Source organism: Jatrophihabitans sp. sgz311053 (genome assembly GCF_056135305.1).
This window is the reverse complement of sequence record NZ_JBWAXP010000002.1, coordinates 807,658-824,112: the sequence shown is the minus strand read 5'-3', so window position 1 is coordinate 824,112 and position 16,455 is coordinate 807,658. Positions and strand designations below refer to the sequence as shown.

Here is a 16,455-nt window from a genome sequence, read left to right as displayed (position 1 = left end):
GGACTCAGGCCGGATCCGGCGCGCTGCCGTTGCCGACCTGGGCGACGCGGCTGACGACGTGGTCGACGAAGCCGTACTCCAGCGCCTGCTGGGCGGTGAACCAGCGGTCGCGGTCCGAGTCTTCCTGGATCTTGTCGACCGTCTGACCGGTGTGCTCGGAGATGAGCTGCGCCATCTCCTGCTTCACGTACTTCAGCTGCTCGGCCTGGATGGCGATGTCGGCGGCGGTGCCACCGATACCGGCCGAGGGCTGGTGCATCAGGATGCGCGCGTGCGGCAGGGCGTAGCGCTTACCGGGGGTGCCGGCAGAGAGCAGGAACTGCCCCATCGACGCGGCCATGCCCATGGCGTAGGTGGCGATGTCGCACTCGACGAACTGCATGGTGTCGAAGATGGCCATGCCCGCGGTGACCGAGCCGCCCGGCGAGTTGATGTAGAGGTTGATGTCGCGCGAAGGGTCCTCGGCCGCGAGCAGCAGGATCTGCGCGCACAGCTGGTTGGCGATCTGGTCGTCCACCTGCTGACCGAGGAAGATGATCCGGTCGCGCAGCAGCCGGTCGTAGACGGAGTCGTTCAACGTCATGCCGGCGCCGGCGGCGCGGTTCACGACCTCATGGTTCACGGGGGAACCACCCTTTCGATTCGGTGATGTACGTCGACCCTAACGAAGGACGGCCGTCGAGAACTCCCGACCGGCCGTCCGTTCGCTCAGGGCGTGACGACGGGTCAGCTGTCGCTGTCCTCCGCCGACGCGCCGTCCTCCTCGGAGGACGGGTTGTCGAGGGCGGCGAGATCCACCGCGTTGCCCGACGCGTCGGTGATGGTCGCCTTCTCCAGGATCTCGGCGAGCGCCTTGTTGCGGCGGATGTCGGCGACCAGCAGCGGCAGGTTGCCGTTCTGCACGACCTGGTTGGCGAAGTCCTGCGGAGCCATGTTGTACTGCTGCGCCTGGCGGACCAGGTACTCGGTGAGCTCGCTGTCGCCAATCTGCACGTCGGTCTTGTCGGCCGCGGCGTCGAGCAGGAACTGGGCCCGCACCGACTTCTCCGCGCTCTCGCGCATCTCGGTGTCGAACTCCTCGCGGGTCTTGCCCTGGAAGTCGAGGTAGGCCTGGAACTGCGCGTCGTCGTGACCCAGCTGGTGGACGATCTCGTGCTCGCGGAAGTCGACCTCGGCCTTCACCGCGGACTCCGGCAGCGGGAAATCCACGGTCTCGATCAGCTGCTCGAGCACCCGGTCGCGGGCCTGGGCGCCCTGCTCCATGACCCGCATGCGGCCGAGACGCTCGCGCAGGTCGCTCTTCAGCTCCTCGACGGTGTCGAACTCGCTGGCCAGCTGCGCGAAGTCGTCGTCGAGCTCCGGGAGCTCCTGCACCTTGACCGACTTGATCGTCGCGGTGATCTCGGCGTCCTGGCCGGCCTTCTCGCCGTGCCGCAGCGGGGCGGTGAAGGTGACGGTGTCACCTGCCGACTTGCCGGCGAGCGCCTCGTCCAGGCCGTCGATGTACTCGCCGCTGCCGACGACGTACGAGCGGCCGGTGGCCGAGCCGCCCTCGACGTCCTCGCCGTCGACCTTCGAGCTGAGGTCGAGGGAGACGTAGTCGCCGTCCTCGACTGCGCGCTCGACGCCCTTGAGCGAGCCGAAGCGCTTGCGCAGCTCCTCGACCTGCTCGTCGACGTCGGCGTCGGTGACCTCGGTGTCCTCGACCGTGACGGCGATGCCGTCCAGGTCGGGCAGCGTGATCTCGGGGCGGATGTCGACCTCGGCGGTGAAGCTGAGCGACTCGCCGTCGTCGAGGTTGGTGATGTCGATCTCGGGCTGGCCGAGCGGGGTGATCTCGTGCTCGCGGGCAGCGTCGGTGTACAGCTGCGGCAGCACCTCATTGACGGCCTCCTGCAGCACCGTGCCGCGGCCGACGCGCTGGTCGATGACGCGCGCCGGGACCTTGCCCGGCCGGAACCCCGGCACCCGGACCTGCTGGGCGATGGCCTTGTAGGCCTTGTCCAGGCTCGGCTGCAGCGCCTCGAAGGGCACCTCGACGGCGAGCCGGACGCGGGTCGGGCTCAGGTTCTCGACGGTGCTCTTCACGTGCGGGTACTCCTCGGTCGACTGCGGGTTGACTGGTCTGCGGGACGCGCGCACGGGTGGCCCGGCATCAGGTCCGACCGTCGAGTCTATCCGCGTAGCCGGGCCGGACTGGCGGGGCGTCAGTCGGCGGGGTACAGCGGCAGCCGGTACACCATGAATCCGCGGTCCTGGGCGACGGCGTCGTAGAGGCGTCGCGCCGTCGCGTTCGTGGTCTGGGTGTGCCAGTAGACGCGGTCGCAGCGCCGCTCCCGAGCGACGTCCGTGACCGCCTCGATGAGCGCTCGCCCCACCCCGCGGCCCCGGACGTCGTCGCTGACGAAGAGGTCCTCGAGGTAGCAGAGGTCACGCGATGTCGTGCTCGGGTGGAACAGGTAGTGGACGAGCCCCACCAGCCGGCCGTCCAGCTCGGCACCGAAGCCGTGGATCGGCTCGTCGGCCAACAGCCGCTCCCACGCGCGGTCGTACATCGGCTGCGGGTCGTCCCGGCCGTAGAAGGTCGTGTATCCCCGGAAGAGGTGCTCCCACTGGTCGCGGTCCCCGGGGCGCAGGCGGCGGATCGAGGTCATGGACGCAGTCTGCCCGCACCGGTTGGCGCCACGGCTGCGCGGTTGGCCCCACGCGGGCGCGGCTGGCGGCGCAGATCCGCCGCGCTCACCCGGGGCCAACCCCCGGCGCAGCGGGGCGCTCAGTCTCCGCTCGCTGCTCGTCGGGGTGCTCCCTCGCTGACGCTCGGTCAACCCCTTCCTCGCGCTCGGAAGACACGAGCAAGCTCGGTCTCCGCTCGCTGCTCGTCGGGGTGACAGGATTTGAACCTGCGGCCCCTCGCTCCCAAAGCGAGTGCGCTACCAAGCTGCGCCACACCCCGTGGCTGTCCTGAGGGTAGCCCGCGCGGACACCGGATTCGCCCACCGATCGATCGGCGAGGTTCCAGCCCCACCGACTGTGCCCGCCACTGGCTGCGTGCCCATCCGTAGCATCCGAGGGATGCCCGAAGGCCACACGCTGCACCGGCTCGCCCGTGATCAGCAGCGGACCTTCGGCGGGACCGTCGTCACAGCCAGCAGTCCGCAGGGGCGCTTCGCCGCGGGCGCCGCCGAACTCGACGGAGAGCAGCTGATCAGGACCGAGGCCTACGGCAAGCACCTGCTGCACCACTACGGCAACGAGCGCATCCTGCACGTCCACCTCGGCCTCTACGGCAAATTCACCACCGGCAGCGGCGAGCCACCCGAACCACGCGGCGCGTTGCGGCTGCGGCTGGTCAACGAGACGGCCTGGACCGACCTCCGCGGACCGACTGCCTGCGAGCTCGTCACGCCGGAGGCCGTCGACAGCCTGCTGGCCCGGCTCGGACCCGACCCGCTGCGACCGAGGCAGGATCCGACGAAGGCTTATCGCAGAATTGCGCGAAGTCGGACGCCCATCGGCGCCCTGCTGATGGACCAGTCCGTGCTCGCCGGCGTCGGTAATGTCTATCGCGCCGAGGTGCTCTTCCGAGCCCGCCTCGACCCGCTGCGGCCCGGCCGGGACATCCCCGAACGGATCTGGCTCGACATCTGGGACGACCTGGTCGTGCTGATGCGAGCCGGCGTGCGAGCGGGGCGGATCGTCACCACCGAGCCCGCCGACCGACCGGGCGGGCGCGTCACCCGTGACAAGGCGTACTACGTCTACCGCCGCACCGGCCTGCCGTGCCGCATCTGCTCGACCCCGATCGCCACCGCCGAGCTCGTCGCCCGGAACCTGTTCTGGTGTCCGTCCTGCCAAGCCTCGAACTGAGCGCGGAGGCGGATCAGGTTCGGCGAGTGCAGCAGGCCGTTGCGAGGCCGAAGGTCGCGCCGCCCGCCGCGCAGAGCCACCCCAGCGTGGCGGCGGAGGCGCTGCCGACCGAGAGCGCCACGAGCCACGACACCACGAGCACGATCAGCAGCACCTGGCCGGTGAGCGCCGACGCCCTGGTCACGATCGCGGCCTGCCGCTCGTCGCTCGGCGCACCGCTGAGCAGCTGCGCAGTCTCGGACCGTCGCCGCAGTCCGATGGCCAGCGCGACCCCGAGGGCGATGATCACCGCACCGCTCACGCCCTCGTCGACCCGGCCACGCGCGACGCCGATGACGAGGTAGACGGCGCCCACCAGGACCCCGACGATTCCCACCTCGGCGCCGCCGGTCCGCGAAGAGCTAGACATGAAAGATCGCCTCCACTGTCGAGTCGAAGTGCCGGGCGATCCTGATCGCCAGCGGCAGCGACGGGTCGTAGCGGCCCGTCTCGATCGCGTTCACCGTCTGCCGGGAGACCCCGAGCAGCTTGCCGAGCGCGTCCTGGGAGAGCCCACGTTCCTGCCGCAGCGCTCGGACGTCGTTCTGCACGATGACAAGCGTGCTTGACACTGTGAACGCTTGTCAAGCGTGCTTGACACTGCCTGCGATGACGCGATCAAGCCAGCCCGCGAATCGTCCGGGACGGCGGGCGGTCTCCCTTGATCGACGCCACCATCTCCAGCGTCTGCTTCGTCTCGACGACGTTGTGGACGCGATAGACCACCGCACCCAGCCAGGCGCAGATCGCTGTGGTGGCGAGCGTGCCGACGAGCCGCTCCCCCGGCGGCAGCCCGCCCAGCGTCTCGCCGACGAAGTCCTTGTTCGACAACGAGACCAGTACCGGCCAGCCGGTGTCGATCATCTCCGGGAGACGACGGGTCACCTCCAACGAGTGGTAGGTGTTCTTCCCGAAGTCGTGGGCCGGGTCGATGATCACCCGGTCGCGGTCGACGCCCACCTCGACGGCACGGTCGGCCAGCGCCAGCGTGCGCGACAGCACGTCTGCCATGACATCGTCGTAGGCCACCCGATGCGGTCGGGTTCGGGGCTCCGCACCCCCGGCGTGGGTGCAGACCAACCCCACCCCGAACTCCGCGGCGACCTCCGCCAGTCGCGGGTCGTGACCACCCCAGGCGTCGTTGAGCAGGTCGGCACCCTCGGCACAGACCGCGCGACCGACCTCGTGCCGCCAGGTGTCGACGCTGATCACCAGGTTCGGATAGGCCGACCGGACCGCCTGGACGAAGGCGGCCGTCCGGTCGATCTCCTCGGCGGCCGACACCTCCTGTCCCGGCGCCGCCTTCACCCCGCCGATGTCGACGATGTCGGCGCCCTGCTCGACCACGGTGTGCACCCGCGCCATCGCCGTGTCGAAACCGAAGGTGGCGCCGCGGTCGTAGAAGGAGTCCGGGGTGCGGTTGACGATCGCCATGATCCCGAAGCTGCCGGGCGGATAGCTTCGCGTGCGCAGCGTCAGCACGTCGACACCGCCGCCGGCAGGGACGGGATCGACGCCGCCGGCGGCCGCTCGTCGGTCGGCACACTGCGCTCGCGCCATGGCGGTGACGCGGTCCGGTCGTACTGCGCGATGACGGCGGGTCCTTCCGGTCCGACGCCGAAGGAGCGCCGGTCGGCGACGGCCAGGATCTCCAACGCCATCGCACCGAGGTCGTGGACGTTCTGGTGCCGGTGGGCCCGGCTGCCGAGATCGACCTGGGCGACTGCGTCCGCACCGGCGAGGGCGACGGTGTCCACCAGCGTCGCGAACTCGACGCCGTACCCGGTCGGCACCCGCAGCTGCGCGAAGTGCTCGCGCCGGATGGCCCACTCACCGGCGAGCGGCTGGACGACCGCACCCAGCGCCGGCCACCGGCTCGCGAGCAGCGGTCGCGCCACCAGCTCGGTGACGCGGCCGCCCTCGGTGCTGCGGCCACGGCCGTCGTCCAGGACACGGTCGTAGAAGCCGCGGACGAGGCGTATGCCGGGCTCGGCCAGCAGCGGGCCGAGCAGGCCGGTGACGAAGTGGGTGCCCCACTCGGTGAGGTCGGCATCGACGTAGACGTTGATGTCGCCGGAGGTCACGAAGAGCGACTTCCACAGCGCCTCGCCCTTGCCCGGCCACACCCCGAGGTCGGGTCGGACCTCGGCAACGCTGTGCACCCGAGCCCCCGCCGCGGCCGCCACCGTCGCGGTGTCGTCGGTGGAGAGCGAGTCCATCACGACGACCTCGTCGACCACTCCGGTCTCCCGCAGCTCCGCGCACATCCGGGTAACCACATCACCCACGGTCGCCGCCTCGTTGCGCGCGGGCACGACGACGCTGACCCGTAGCCCCAGCTCCCGTCGTCGTTGCCGCAGACCTGCCACGCCGAAGTCGTCGGCGGCGTAGGTGCGGCGGGAGAACCAGGAGGTTGCCGCCGGATGCACCTCAGTCGTCGATCGACAGCGCCACCATCGGGCAGGCGGCGACCCCGTCGCGGACGTCGTCGACCAGCGCTGCGGGGACCTCCTTGTCGCGACCGATGTTGCTGTAGCCGTCGTCGTCGAGGGTGAAGAAGTCCGGCGCCACGGCCTCGCACTGGCCGTGCGCCTCGCACCGGGCGTTGTCGACGCTCACTCGCATCCGGATCTCCTCGTCTCGAAGTCCCCTCACCGTACCGAGCACGACCCGCCGCAGACGACGCACGTCACACCGGCCCGGTCGGCGTAACGCCGGCATGACCGGTTCGTTGATCAGGTCGGCATCTCACGGGACGGGAATGACGATGAACCTCATGATCCACACCATCCAGGTCGGCGACGAGCTCACCATGATCGGCCCCGACGGCAAGCGCAGCGAGCGGTTCGTGCTGGGCGATCTGCCCGCGCTGCGCTGCGACTTCGTCTGGCTCTACCGGGTCGACGACGCACCCATCGTGGTCGAGCGCGCCTACGGCCTCGACGCCACCTTCGTGCTGCACACCCGCCACGGCATCGGCGGCATCGGCGGCGTCGACCGGGTCGACCCCGCGCGTTAGGCCTGCGACACCACCGCCGTCACGGCCACCGCCTCGGCCAACGCCTGCCGCACGGCGATGACCGACGGCCGGTCGCTCATGGAGCGCCGGGTGGCGGTGAAGATCGTCCGACGGGGAGCATCGGGCAGGTCGATCAGCCGCACCGGCGCCGTGCGGCCCTGCCACATCAGATCCGGCACCAGCGCGCAGGCGTTGCCCGATCGGATCAGCGCCACGTGCGCCTGTAGATCGTCGGTCTCGAACCGGACGTCGGGTTCGAAGCCCGCCTGGCGACACGCCTGCTCGGCGAAGTGACGCGAGGCGGCGCCGTGCCGCTCGACGACCCACGGCATGGTCGCGGTGTCGGCCAGGGACCTCACCTGCGCCCTGTCCCGCGGGACCGCGAGCCGGATCGCGTCGTGCGTGAGCACCACGCGGTCGGTGCCGTCGTGCCACGGCGCGGCATGACCCGGGTACTGCTCGGCGACGACCAGGTCGAAGTCGCGGGCAAAGGTCTCCAGCAGCGCGGTCTCCGGCTCGCGCTGCGCCAGCGTGATCCGCAGCCGCGGGTGGCTCCGCGCCAGGGAACCGAGCATCGGCACCATCAACGCCAGGGCCGCAGACTGGAAGATGGCGATGTGGATCGAGCCGCTCGCCTCGTCCAGCGATGCCTGCAGCTCGGATTCGGCGAGCTCGAGCTGGTCGAGGATGCGGCCGGCGTGCTCGACCAGGACCTCGCCTTGCGGGGTGAGCTGCAACCGTCGGCCTGCCTTGCGCAGCAGCGGATGACCGGCCTCGGACTCGAGCTGGCTCAGTTGCTGCGACACCGCCGACGGGCTCAGGTGCAGCGCCGCCCCCACTGCCGCGATCGTGCCCCGCACGTGCACCTCGCGCAGCAGTCGCATGCGTCGGACGTCCAGCATCGCGCCTCCGGAAAGCATCAGCAGAACTGACGATTATGCCGCAGTTTTCGTCGCTTTACCTGACGCTTCGGTGATCCGACACTGAACACATGAGCGCAGCGACCACCCCGCGATCCGACGTCCCGGACGCACCCTCGCGAACCGACGAGACCGAGTTGGCGGAACTGCGGGCCCTCGAGCCCGAGGTCACCGCCACGGTGCGGCGCTGGCTCGAGGTCGCGGCCGCCATCCCGGCCGACGCCGCCGCCACCCGGCTGGCCGCCATGCTCAAGGACCCCGCCGGGCTCGACTTCACCGTCGGCTTCGTCGACGGCGTCATCCGCCCCGAGGACACCAGGGTCGCCGCCCGGAACTTCGCCGCCCTGGGCCGGCGGGTGCCGCGCTTCCTCCCCTGGCACCTGCGCCTGGCCGTCCGGCTCGGCGCCGTGGCCGGCCTCGTCGCACCGGCTCCGGTCATCGCGGTGGTCCGTCGGGTGCTGCGCCACATGGTCGGCCACCTCGTCATCGACGCCCGGCCGCGGCCGCTCACCAAGGCGATCGCCCGGCTGCGCGGCAAGGGTGTCGACCTCAACATCAACCTGCTCGGCGAGGCGGTCCTCGGTGAGCGCGAGGCCGCCCGTCGGCTCGCGGGCACGCAGCGCCTGCTCGAACGCGACGACGTCGACTACGTCTCGATCAAGGTCTCGTCCACGGTGGCGCCGCACAGCCCCTGGGCCTTCGAGGAGGCCGTCGATCACATCGTCACCTCGCTCACCCCGCTGTTCCGGGTCGCCGCGACCGCCTCGCCGCGCAAGTTCGTCAACCTCGACATGGAGGAGTACCGGGACCTGGCGCTCACCGTCGCGGTCTTCCGGCGGCTGCTGGACCTCGAGGAGTTCCGCGAGCTGCGAGCCGGCATCGTGCTGCAGGCCTACCTGCCCGACACCCTCGCCACCATGATCGAGCTGCAGCAGTGGGCCGCCGAGCGGGTGGCCGCGGGCGGCGCCCCGATCAAGGTCCGCGTCGTCAAGGGCGCGAACCTGCCCATGGAGCACGTGGAGGCCGCCGTCCACGACTGGCCGGTCGCCACCTGGCACAGCAAGCAGGACTCCGACACCAACTACAAGCGACTGCTGGACTACGCGCTGCGCCCGGAGCGGCTGGCCCATGTCGGCATCGGCGTGGCGGGTCACAACCTCTTCGACGTCGCCTTCGCCTGGCTGCTGGCGCAACACCGCGGCGTGACCTCCGGCGTCGACTTTGAGATGCTGCTGGGCATGGCGGCCGGGCAGGCCGAGGCGGTCCGTCGCGACGTGGGACGCCTGCTGCTGTACACCCCCGTCGTCCACCCGGGTGAGTTCGACGTCGCCATCGCCTACCTCGTCCGACGGCTCGAGGAGGGCGCCAGCCAGGACAACTTCATGTCCGCCGTCTTCGACGTGCACCGCGACCAGCAGCTCTTCGCCCGCGAGCACGACCGCTTCGTCGCCTCCCTCGCCGCGCTGGACCGGCACGTCCCGGCACCGCATCGCAACCAGAACCGCGCCACCGAGGAGCCGACGCCGCGCAGCGGCGGCTTCGCCAACACCGCCGACACCGATCCCGCCGTCCGCGCCAACGAGCAGTGGGGTCGCGAGATCCTGCACCGGGTGCCCGGCAGCACGCTGGGACGAGACCTCGTCGTCGCCGCCGCCGTCACCGAGCCGGCGCAACTCGACGCGCTGCTGCGCGAGACCCGGGCCGCCGGCGAGGCCTGGGGCTCACGTCCGCACGCCGCGCGCGCCGAGCTGCTGCGCGCTGCAGCGGCCGAGCTGGAGCGGCGCCGTGCCTCGCTCATCGAGGTCATGGCCAGCGAGTGCGGCAAGACGATCGACCAGGCCGACCCCGAGGTCTCCGAGGCCGTCGACTTCGCCAACTACTACGCCGAGCTCGCCGAGCAACTGGCCGAGGTCGACGGCGCGGACCATCGCCCCGTCGGGCTGACCCTGGTGACGCCGCCGTGGAACTTCCCGGTCGCGATCCCCGCGGGCTCGACGCTGGCGGCGCTGGCGGCCGGCTCGGCCGTCGTCGTCAAGCCCGCCCCGCAGGCCCGGCGCTGCGCCGCGATCATGGTCGACGCACTGCACGCAGCCGGCATCCCGGCCGACGTGCTGCGCCTGGCCGACGTCGACGAGGGTCGTCTCGGCCGTGAGCTCGTGGCCGACCCGCGCCTGGACCGCGTCATCCTCACCGGCGCCTACGAGACGGCCGAGCTCTTCCGCTCGTTCCGCCGCGACCTGCCCCTGCTGGCCGAGACCAGCGGCAAGAACGCCATCGTCGTGACCCCCAGCGCCGACTACGACCTCGCCGTCCGGGACATCGTCGCCTCGGCCTTCGGCCACGCCGGGCAGAAGTGCTCGGCCGCCTCCCTGGTGATCCTGGTCGGATCGGCCGGGCAGTCGGCCCGACTGCGCAACCAGCTCGTCGACGCGGTGCGGTCGCTGAAGGTGGGTCCGCCGGCCGACGCGACCTCGCGGATGGGACCCCTCGTCGAGCCCGCCGCCGGCAAGCTGCACGAGGCGCTGACGACACTGGCCGCCGGCGAGAGCTGGCTGGTGGCGCCGCGACGGCTGGACGAGACCGGACAGCTGTGGTCCCCCGGCGTGAAGACCGGCGTGGTCGCCGGCTCCGCCTTCCACCTCACCGAGTACTTCGGCCCCGTCCTCGGCATCATGACGGCGACGACCCTCGAGGAGGCCATCACACTGCAGAACGCCGTGGCCTACGGCCTCACCGCGGGACTGCACTCGCTCGACCCAGCCGAGATCGGCCGCTGGCTCGACGGCGTCGAGGCCGGCAACCTGTACGTCAATCGCGGCATCACCGGTGCCATCGTCCGGCGCCAGCCCTTCGGCGGCTGGAAGCGGTCGGCCGTCGGTGCCGGTACCAAGGCGGGCGGCCCGAACTACCTGGTGGGGCTCTCGGCCTGGGAGCCGACGGCGGCAACCTCGACGGCGGCCCTGCTGCCCGCGCAGCGGCGGCTGGTCGCGGCGGTCGACGACGCCGCACTGCGGCGGGCACTGGCCTCCGACGCCGCGGCATGGACCACCGAGTTCGCCGTGGCCAGGGACGTCTCCGCCCTCGGCATCGAGCGCAACGTGCTGCGATACCTGCCGCACCCGGTCCTCGTCCGTCACGCCGGCGGCCCGGCGCTCGACGCCGTGCGCGTCGCCGCCGCGGGCATGATCACCGGTGCCGCCGTGACCGTCTCCAGTTCCGAAGCCCTGCCCGGCGCCGACGTCCTCGCCGCCCACGGCGTGCAGCTGGTCGTCGAGGACGACGCCGCCTTCGACCGGCGCCTCCGGGCTCTGGACGGGGGGCGGGTGCGGCTGGTCGGCGGCGATGCCGCGGCGGTCTACGACGCCGTCGACGGGCGACCCGACATCGCCGTCTACGCGCAGCCCGTCACCGAGGCGGGCCGTATCGAGCTGCTGCCGTTCCTGCGCGAGCAGGCGATCAGCATCACCGCCCACCGCTTCGGGACCCCGGATCACCTCAGCGACGAGGTGCTGCCGGCGACGTCGTGAACCGGCGTCGCCGTGCTGGGTGGCCGTACTGCGGCCTCAGCTTCGAAGCTGGCTGACCCGGATCAGACGGTCGCTGCGCGGCGGTGGACCGCTCCCAACGGAACCGTGACCTCCGTCGGCTCGGACACCACGTAGGAGCTGAGTTCCGGGCTCAGCTCCACCGTGACCTGCAGTCGCAGCGGCGGGCCGTAGACGCGAACCACCCGCCCGACGACGTTGGTCAGACCCCAGTCGACATCCACGATCTCGCCGTAGCTCGGAGCGTCCTGCATCTGTCGATCTCCTCTCACCATGGCGCGGGAATGGACAGCAACTTGGCCAACTCGGCCGACACGGTCTGGTCCACGATAGCCACGAGCCTGCTCAGCGTCCTGCGGCAAGTCCGGAAGGCGCCCAGCGTCGCCCGGATGTCTCCCCGCGCCTCGATCGACTCGATCTCGGACTCGTTGTTGTGGACGACCGCGTTCCGATAGTCGATCAGCGCCTCGAGATCGTCGAGATGCTCGGCCGCATCCCGATGTCCTGCTTTCACGCTGTCGATGAAAGTGAAACCGAGCCTGCCGAAGTCGGCGCCCAGCGTCGCCTTCCGCGGATTGCCGGTGTCGAGCTTGCGCCCTTGCGTGAGGAGGATCTGCAAGAGCGGCCCCTGTCCGGCAGCCGCATGGGCAACGTGCACGGCCACTGCCTCGTCGTGAAGTCCACGGCAGTAGCCCTGGAACTGGCCGACGAGCGCCACGAGGAGGCTCCGATTGAGTTGCGTTGTGCCCCAGCGGCGACCCCGACCCGCGCCTGTGGCGTCTCGATGGATGCGCTCCAACTGGTCCAGCTGATCTTGAGCTGCCCCGACCCACGTCGCGAAGGCCTCAGAACTCATCGTCGCTCACCCATCGACCCGACTATCAGCCCGAGCTCATCACGGCCACCATCATGGGCAAAGGCTAGTGGCGGGCACCGACAGCTTCCCCGCCCAACAGAAGGAACGACCCGACCCGGGCCAACGAACGAAATCTTCGCGCTTTCCGTCCCCTTTTGACCGATTCGGAGTTAGATTCCGGCGGTGCCGTTCACGCTCCCCCGCCGTGTCCTGTTCATCCTCGCCGTTGCCGCCCTCGTCACCGGTCTCGCCGCTGCCCCGGCGGCGTCCCCCGCGCGTGCGGCCGGGACGGTCAAGCTCACCGGTTACGGCGCCGACTCCTGCACCGCGCCCAGCGAGGCGCAGATGCGCGCCTTCTGGAACAACACGCCCTACTCCTACTGGGGTATCTACATCGGCGGCGGCGACCGCGCCTGCTCGCAGCCCAACCTGACCCGCACCTGGGTGTCGGACATGCTCGCGATGGGATGGGATCTGCTGCCGCTGTGGGTCGGGCCGCAGAATCCGTGCACGGCGAACCAGGCCGTCTACTTCAGCACCAACACCACCACCGCTTACAGCCAGGGCAAGGCCGAGGCCAAGGCCGCGTACGACAAGTGGACGGCACTGTCGAGCGCCAGCGACGTGCCGATCACCTACGACCTCGAGGCACCCACCAGCAACTCCGCCACCTGCCGCGCCGCGGCGAAGGCCTTCGTCAACGGCTGGGTCGCGCAGCTGCACGTCGCCCCGGCGCAGCAGGCCGGGGTGTACTCGTCGGCCTGCGCCGGCTACCTCGACGACTTTTCCACCATCGCCAACAAGCCGGACTTCATCGATGCCGCGGACTGGGACGGCACCCCGTCGACCGGGAGCATCAGCTGCGTCTCGTCCTCGCACTGGACGAACCACCAGCGGCACAAGCAGTACCAGGGCGGCCACAACGCCACCTACAACGGCGTCACCCTCAACATCGACAGCCGCTGCGCGGACGGCCAGGTCTACGGCGCGGCGAGCCGGCTGAGCACTACCCAGGCCTGCTCGCGGACCCTGGCCGCTACCGCGACGTCCTCGGCCCGCCGGATGCTCGCGGTCGCGGAATCCGGCGTCGCCTGGCACGGCAGCCGGTGGCGCGCCGGCGGTCCGCTGGACGGCCAGCTGCAGCGCCTGGACGGCACGACGACCCGCCTGGTGCGGCTGCCTGGCCTGGCGCTCGTCACCCACGACGCGACGCCGACGACGCCCACGGTCGGGACGCCGACGGTGCAGCCCGACGGCTCGCTGCTCGTGCCCGTCACCGAGCATCGCGGGGCGGCCTCCCGACTGCTCACGTACCGCACCGAGGACGGCAGGCACTTCAGCCTGAGCTCTGCCCGCCGCGTCGGGTCCCTCGCACCCGGCGTCGGGGCCGAGACCGGGCCGGCGCCCGTCGAGACCGCGGACTGCCACAGCAAGCTCGACTGCACACCGCACGTCACCACCCGCTGATTCGGCTCCCCCGGCCACCTCCGACGCTTGCATTTGTTATCCAGGATATTTAGTATCCAGGATATGAAGATGAGCCAAGGCGTCGAGTGGGCGCTGCACAGCTGCCTGAACCTCACCTGGGTCGAGGACGGCGCGGCGGTCAAGGGCGCCCAGCTCGCGGCCTTCTACCAGCTGCCCCCGGTGTACCTGGTCAAGCAGTTGCAGGCGCTGACCCGCGCCGGGGTCCTCACCTCGGTGCCCGGTCCCGCCGGCGGCTTCCGGCTGGCCCGGCCGGCCACCTCGATCACCCTGCTGGACATCGTGGTGGCGATCGAGGGCGCGGACCCCGCCTTCGCCTGCGCGGAGATCCTGCGTGCCGGGCCGGGCGGATCGGACGCGGTCGACTACGTCGAGTCCTGCGTCCTCTCGCAGGCGATGGCCAAGGCCAGCCTCGCCTGGCGGCGCGAACTGGCCGGCACAACCCTCGACGACATCCGCCGCACCGTCGAGAAGCGCTTCCCCGGCACCCCAGCGCACACCCGCGAGTGGTTCTACTCGCTGCCGGCCTGAGCGCGGCGACCCACCCATCCCAGAACCGGAGCTTCCATGCCTGCCACCCCGACCATCGTCCGCGAATCCGACGCCGAGACCCTCGACGACGGGCCGACCAGCCGCATCACCCTGCTCGCCGACCGCGACACGTCGTTGCCGCTCACCGTCAACCGGGCCAGCCTGCAGGTGGGCTCCCCCGGCGCGCCGCCCCACTGCCACCACGACGCCACCGAGCTGCTCTACGTCCTGGCGGGCAGGGCGCACGTGCTCCTCGACGAGACCGTCCACGAACTCGCCCCCGGCGACGTCGCCATCGTGCCGCCGGGCATCCCGCACGCCTTCGCCCCCACGCCGGGCAACGCCGTCGAACTGCTGGTGATCTTCAGCGACGGCCCGCCCCGCTTCGACTACTACCGCCTGCTCCAGCGTGTCCACCACGGCCAGGCAGCCGTCGCCGACATCGCGGCCTCGGGCCCCCGGTTCGACAACCACTACGTCGCAAGCCCCGTCTGGTCAGCGCGGGGCTAGTCGCGGGAGCACCTCCTATCGTGACCCCATGCGAGCTGTGGTGCTGGGAGTCAACGGCCTCACCGGACGTTCCATCGCGTCGGAGCTGGCGATGGCAGGTTTCGAGGTCGTGGGAACGGGACGCTCCGCGCAACGGTTCCCGACGGTTCTGGACGAGATCGGCGTCCGATTCCTGACGTCTGATCGCCATGACCCGGCAGGCGTCATCGACGCGGTTGGTGCCGGTGCGGACGTCGTCGTCGACTGCGTCGCCTACACCGCTGAGCACGCTCGGATGCTGCTCGCGGCATCCGGCAGCATCGGGTCCGTCGTTGCGCTCTCCAGCAAGGCGGTCTATGTCGACGCCCTCGGTCGACACTCCAACACCTCTGATCCGCCTGATTTCGGCGGGCCAGTCACCGAGGAGACGCGACTGATGACTCCCGACTTCTCCGGTGACTATCGATCGGCGACGGGGTACGGCGCCAACAAGGTCGCGATGGAGAGTGTGCTGCGTGAAGCGCCGGTACCGGTGTCGGTGCTACGCCCATCTCGTATCCATGGGACCGGGAGCGCGCGGCCCCGCGAATGGTGGGTGGTGCGTCAGCTGCTGGATGGGGTGCGGTCGGTCGTCCTGGACCGTGCCGGACGCACCGGGAACCACCCCACTGCCTCCGTCAATCTCGCACGTCTCGTACTCACATGTGCGCGCAATCCCGGTCATCGTGTCCTGAACAGTGCCGACCCCGGCACTCCCACGGCAGGGGAGATCGTCCGCGCCATCGCAGCTGCGATGTCTCTCGACATCACGATCGCCGACGCCGAGCCGGACACGTCACCCTGGTCACCGTGGAACACCTGGCCGCCGTTCTTCCTGGACACGAGCGCGGCCGACGAGATGGGTTACCGGCCCGTGGGTGACTACGCAGCCACGGTGCAGGCGGCCGTTCGCGAGCTCGTAGCCCTTCCGGCATCGCGCCGCGACGAGCTGGACCGGGACCCTTACTTCGCCCGCACGCCGAAACACTGAACTGCTGCGGGACGGCTATCGGCCCCCGTCAGCCACGCTCAGCGCTCGTCGATGCGGGCCAGCCGTCGCCGCTGGGCCGCGACATAGGGCCGCGCGCGCCGCTGACCGCCCCGCTCGGCGATCGTCCGATCGAGGGCGGCGAGGACGCAGCGCACCCGGCCGAGATCCGGTTCCCAGCCGCGGCGCCGGCACTCCTCCAGCCACCAGGCCGGCGTGGCGTGCCCGCGCTGGCCGTTGCAGCGCCGGCAGGCGGCCACCTCGTTGTCCAGCCAGGACGGCCCACCCTTGACCCGGGGGACGAGGTGCTCCGTGGTCGCGACGACGAGCTCGGTGAAGGTGCGCGAGCACCAGACACAGGCGTTGCCGTCGCGCTGCAGGATCAGCTCCAGCCGCTCGGCGCGGCCGGGCTGCGACGAGCAGGCGGCGGTCACGGACCCGTCACGGCCACGGATCGACGTCGACCTGCCTGGACCCGCGACTGTGGGTCACGCGAACCCGACGCCCTTCGGACATCGGGTCGGTGCAGTAGGCCATGAGCAGCACGATCTCGCCGCCGTCGATCACCCGGATCTCCCCCGGCATCCGACCGCCGCGAATGGCCCGCACGACGGTGCCGACCGCCCCCACATGCACCTGCTCACCCACCTGGTCAGTGTTCCACGCGGGTGGTCACC

General features: G+C 70.8%; 20 protein-coding genes and 1 tRNA gene. 7 read left to right on the top strand and 14 right to left on the bottom strand.

The genetic code is table 11. The features are described from left to right. Window positions 1-4 precede the first annotated feature (4 nt). The 4 genes from AC0NZQ_RS12850 to AC0NZQ_RS12835 all read right to left on the bottom strand — a co-directional run bounded on the left by AC0NZQ_RS12850 (window position 5) and on the right by AC0NZQ_RS12835 (window position 2,953). Window positions 5-583 (bottom strand): ATP-dependent Clp protease proteolytic subunit, encoded by a 579-nt coding sequence (locus tag AC0NZQ_RS12850; protein ID WP_474531388.1) that lies wholly within the window; start codon window positions 581-583, stop codon window positions 5-7. 143 nt (window positions 584-726) lie between these two features. Next, window positions 727-2,088 carry a trigger factor gene (gene tig, locus AC0NZQ_RS12845; RefSeq protein WP_474530239.1) on the bottom strand — a complete coding sequence of 454 codons (1,362 nt, stop codon included), beginning with the start codon at window positions 2,086-2,088 and terminating at the stop codon, window positions 727-729. A gap of 119 nt (window positions 2,089-2,207) precedes the next feature. Further along, the gene (locus AC0NZQ_RS12840) at window positions 2,208-2,654 is read right to left on the bottom strand and encodes a GNAT family N-acetyltransferase (RefSeq protein WP_474530238.1); all 447 of its coding nucleotides are present in this window, start codon (window positions 2,652-2,654) and stop codon (window positions 2,208-2,210) included. Between the two features lie 225 nt (window positions 2,655-2,879). Then, a tRNA-Pro gene (locus AC0NZQ_RS12835) sits at window positions 2,880-2,953 on the bottom strand. 119 nt (window positions 2,954-3,072) lie between these two features. Here AC0NZQ_RS12835 and AC0NZQ_RS12830 point away from each other — a divergent pair. Next, entirely contained in the window at window positions 3,073-3,867 is a 795-nt protein-coding gene (locus tag AC0NZQ_RS12830; RefSeq protein WP_474530237.1) for an Fpg/Nei family DNA glycosylase, read from the top strand. Window positions 3,868-3,880: 13 nt separating this feature from the next. On the opposite strand, the gene AC0NZQ_RS12825 is transcribed toward AC0NZQ_RS12830, so the two are convergent. The 5 genes from AC0NZQ_RS12825 to AC0NZQ_RS12805 form a co-directional block, all read right to left on the bottom strand. After that, on the bottom strand, window positions 3,881-4,276 hold the full coding sequence (locus AC0NZQ_RS12825) for a DUF2178 domain-containing protein (RefSeq protein WP_474530236.1): 396 nt from the start codon (window positions 4,274-4,276) through the stop codon (window positions 3,881-3,883). Then, complete coding sequence (locus AC0NZQ_RS12820) at window positions 4,269-4,457, bottom strand: helix-turn-helix transcriptional regulator (RefSeq protein WP_474530235.1); 189 nt, start codon at window positions 4,455-4,457, stop codon at window positions 4,269-4,271. The genes AC0NZQ_RS12825 and AC0NZQ_RS12820 overlap by 8 nt, the downstream gene beginning before the upstream one ends. A 67-nt stretch (window positions 4,458-4,524) precedes the next feature. Beyond that, a complete protein-coding gene (gene folP / locus AC0NZQ_RS12815; protein WP_474530233.1) occupies window positions 4,525-5,388 on the bottom strand; it encodes a dihydropteroate synthase in 864 nt (287 codons plus the stop codon). Then, entirely contained in the window at window positions 5,382-6,335 is a 954-nt protein-coding gene (locus AC0NZQ_RS12810) for a glucosyl-3-phosphoglycerate synthase (protein WP_474530232.1), read from the bottom strand. The genes folP and AC0NZQ_RS12810 overlap by 7 nt, the downstream gene beginning before the upstream one ends. Before the next feature lies 1 nt (window position 6,336). After that, window positions 6,337-6,531, bottom strand: a complete 195-nt coding sequence (locus AC0NZQ_RS12805; protein ID WP_474530231.1) for a ferredoxin — start codon at window positions 6,529-6,531, stop codon at window positions 6,337-6,339. 151 nt (window positions 6,532-6,682) lie between these two features. On the opposite strand from AC0NZQ_RS12805, the gene AC0NZQ_RS12800 reads away from it, so the two are divergent. Then, window positions 6,683-6,925, top strand: coding sequence for a hypothetical protein (locus AC0NZQ_RS12800; protein WP_474530230.1), 243 nt, complete (start codon window positions 6,683-6,685; stop codon window positions 6,923-6,925). Here the strand turns inward: AC0NZQ_RS12800 and AC0NZQ_RS12795 are convergent. After that, the gene (locus AC0NZQ_RS12795; RefSeq protein ID WP_474531387.1) at window positions 6,922-7,827 is read right to left on the bottom strand and encodes a LysR substrate-binding domain-containing protein; all 906 of its coding nucleotides are present in this window, start codon (window positions 7,825-7,827) and stop codon (window positions 6,922-6,924) included. The genes AC0NZQ_RS12800 and AC0NZQ_RS12795 overlap by 4 nt on opposite strands. Before the next feature lie 89 nt (window positions 7,828-7,916). On the opposite strand from AC0NZQ_RS12795, the gene AC0NZQ_RS12790 reads away from it, so the two are divergent. Further along, window positions 7,917-11,372 carry a bifunctional proline dehydrogenase/L-glutamate gamma-semialdehyde dehydrogenase gene (locus AC0NZQ_RS12790; protein ID WP_474530229.1) on the top strand — a complete coding sequence of 1,152 codons (3,456 nt, stop codon included), beginning with the start codon at window positions 7,917-7,919 and terminating at the stop codon, window positions 11,370-11,372. A gap of 62 nt (window positions 11,373-11,434) precedes the next feature. Here AC0NZQ_RS12790 and AC0NZQ_RS12785 read toward each other — a convergent pair whose 3' ends face one another. Together AC0NZQ_RS12785 and AC0NZQ_RS12780 are read right to left on the bottom strand one after the other, a co-directional pair. Continuing rightward, complete coding sequence (locus AC0NZQ_RS12785) at window positions 11,435-11,644, bottom strand: hypothetical protein (RefSeq protein ID WP_474530228.1); 210 nt, start codon at window positions 11,642-11,644, stop codon at window positions 11,435-11,437. Between the two features lie 14 nt (window positions 11,645-11,658). Then, window positions 11,659-12,108, bottom strand: a complete 450-nt coding sequence (locus tag AC0NZQ_RS12780) for a hypothetical protein (RefSeq protein WP_474530227.1) — start codon at window positions 12,106-12,108, stop codon at window positions 11,659-11,661. A 321-nt stretch (window positions 12,109-12,429) separates the two neighbouring features. Between AC0NZQ_RS12780 and AC0NZQ_RS12775 the strand changes: the two genes are divergently transcribed. From AC0NZQ_RS12775 to AC0NZQ_RS12760, 4 genes are all read left to right on the top strand, one after another. Next, complete coding sequence (locus tag AC0NZQ_RS12775) at window positions 12,430-13,713, top strand: DUF1906 domain-containing protein (protein WP_474530226.1); 1,284 nt, start codon at window positions 12,430-12,432, stop codon at window positions 13,711-13,713. 69 nt (window positions 13,714-13,782) lie between these two features. Then, window positions 13,783-14,262 carry an RrF2 family transcriptional regulator gene (locus tag AC0NZQ_RS12770; RefSeq protein ID WP_474530225.1) on the top strand — a complete coding sequence of 160 codons (480 nt, stop codon included), beginning with the start codon at window positions 13,783-13,785 and terminating at the stop codon, window positions 14,260-14,262. A 36-nt stretch (window positions 14,263-14,298) separates the two neighbouring features. Continuing rightward, window positions 14,299-14,772, top strand: a complete 474-nt coding sequence (locus AC0NZQ_RS12765; RefSeq protein WP_474530224.1) for a cupin domain-containing protein — start codon at window positions 14,299-14,301, stop codon at window positions 14,770-14,772. 28 nt (window positions 14,773-14,800) lie between these two features. Then, on the top strand, window positions 14,801-15,781 hold the full coding sequence (locus AC0NZQ_RS12760; protein ID WP_474530223.1) for an NAD-dependent epimerase/dehydratase family protein: 981 nt from the start codon (window positions 14,801-14,803) through the stop codon (window positions 15,779-15,781). 38 nt (window positions 15,782-15,819) lie between these two features. Here the strand turns inward: AC0NZQ_RS12760 and AC0NZQ_RS12755 are convergent, their stop codons facing one another. Both AC0NZQ_RS12755 and AC0NZQ_RS12750 read right to left on the bottom strand, forming a co-directional pair. Then, window positions 15,820-16,212: an HNH endonuclease gene (locus AC0NZQ_RS12755; protein WP_474530222.1), complete on the bottom strand. Its 393-nt coding sequence runs from the start codon at window positions 16,210-16,212 to the stop codon at window positions 15,820-15,822. 7 nt (window positions 16,213-16,219) lie between these two features. Continuing rightward, on the bottom strand, window positions 16,220-16,426 hold the full coding sequence (locus tag AC0NZQ_RS12750; RefSeq protein WP_474530221.1) for a hypothetical protein: 207 nt from the start codon (window positions 16,424-16,426) through the stop codon (window positions 16,220-16,222). Between the last annotated feature and the right edge of the window lie 29 nt (window positions 16,427-16,455).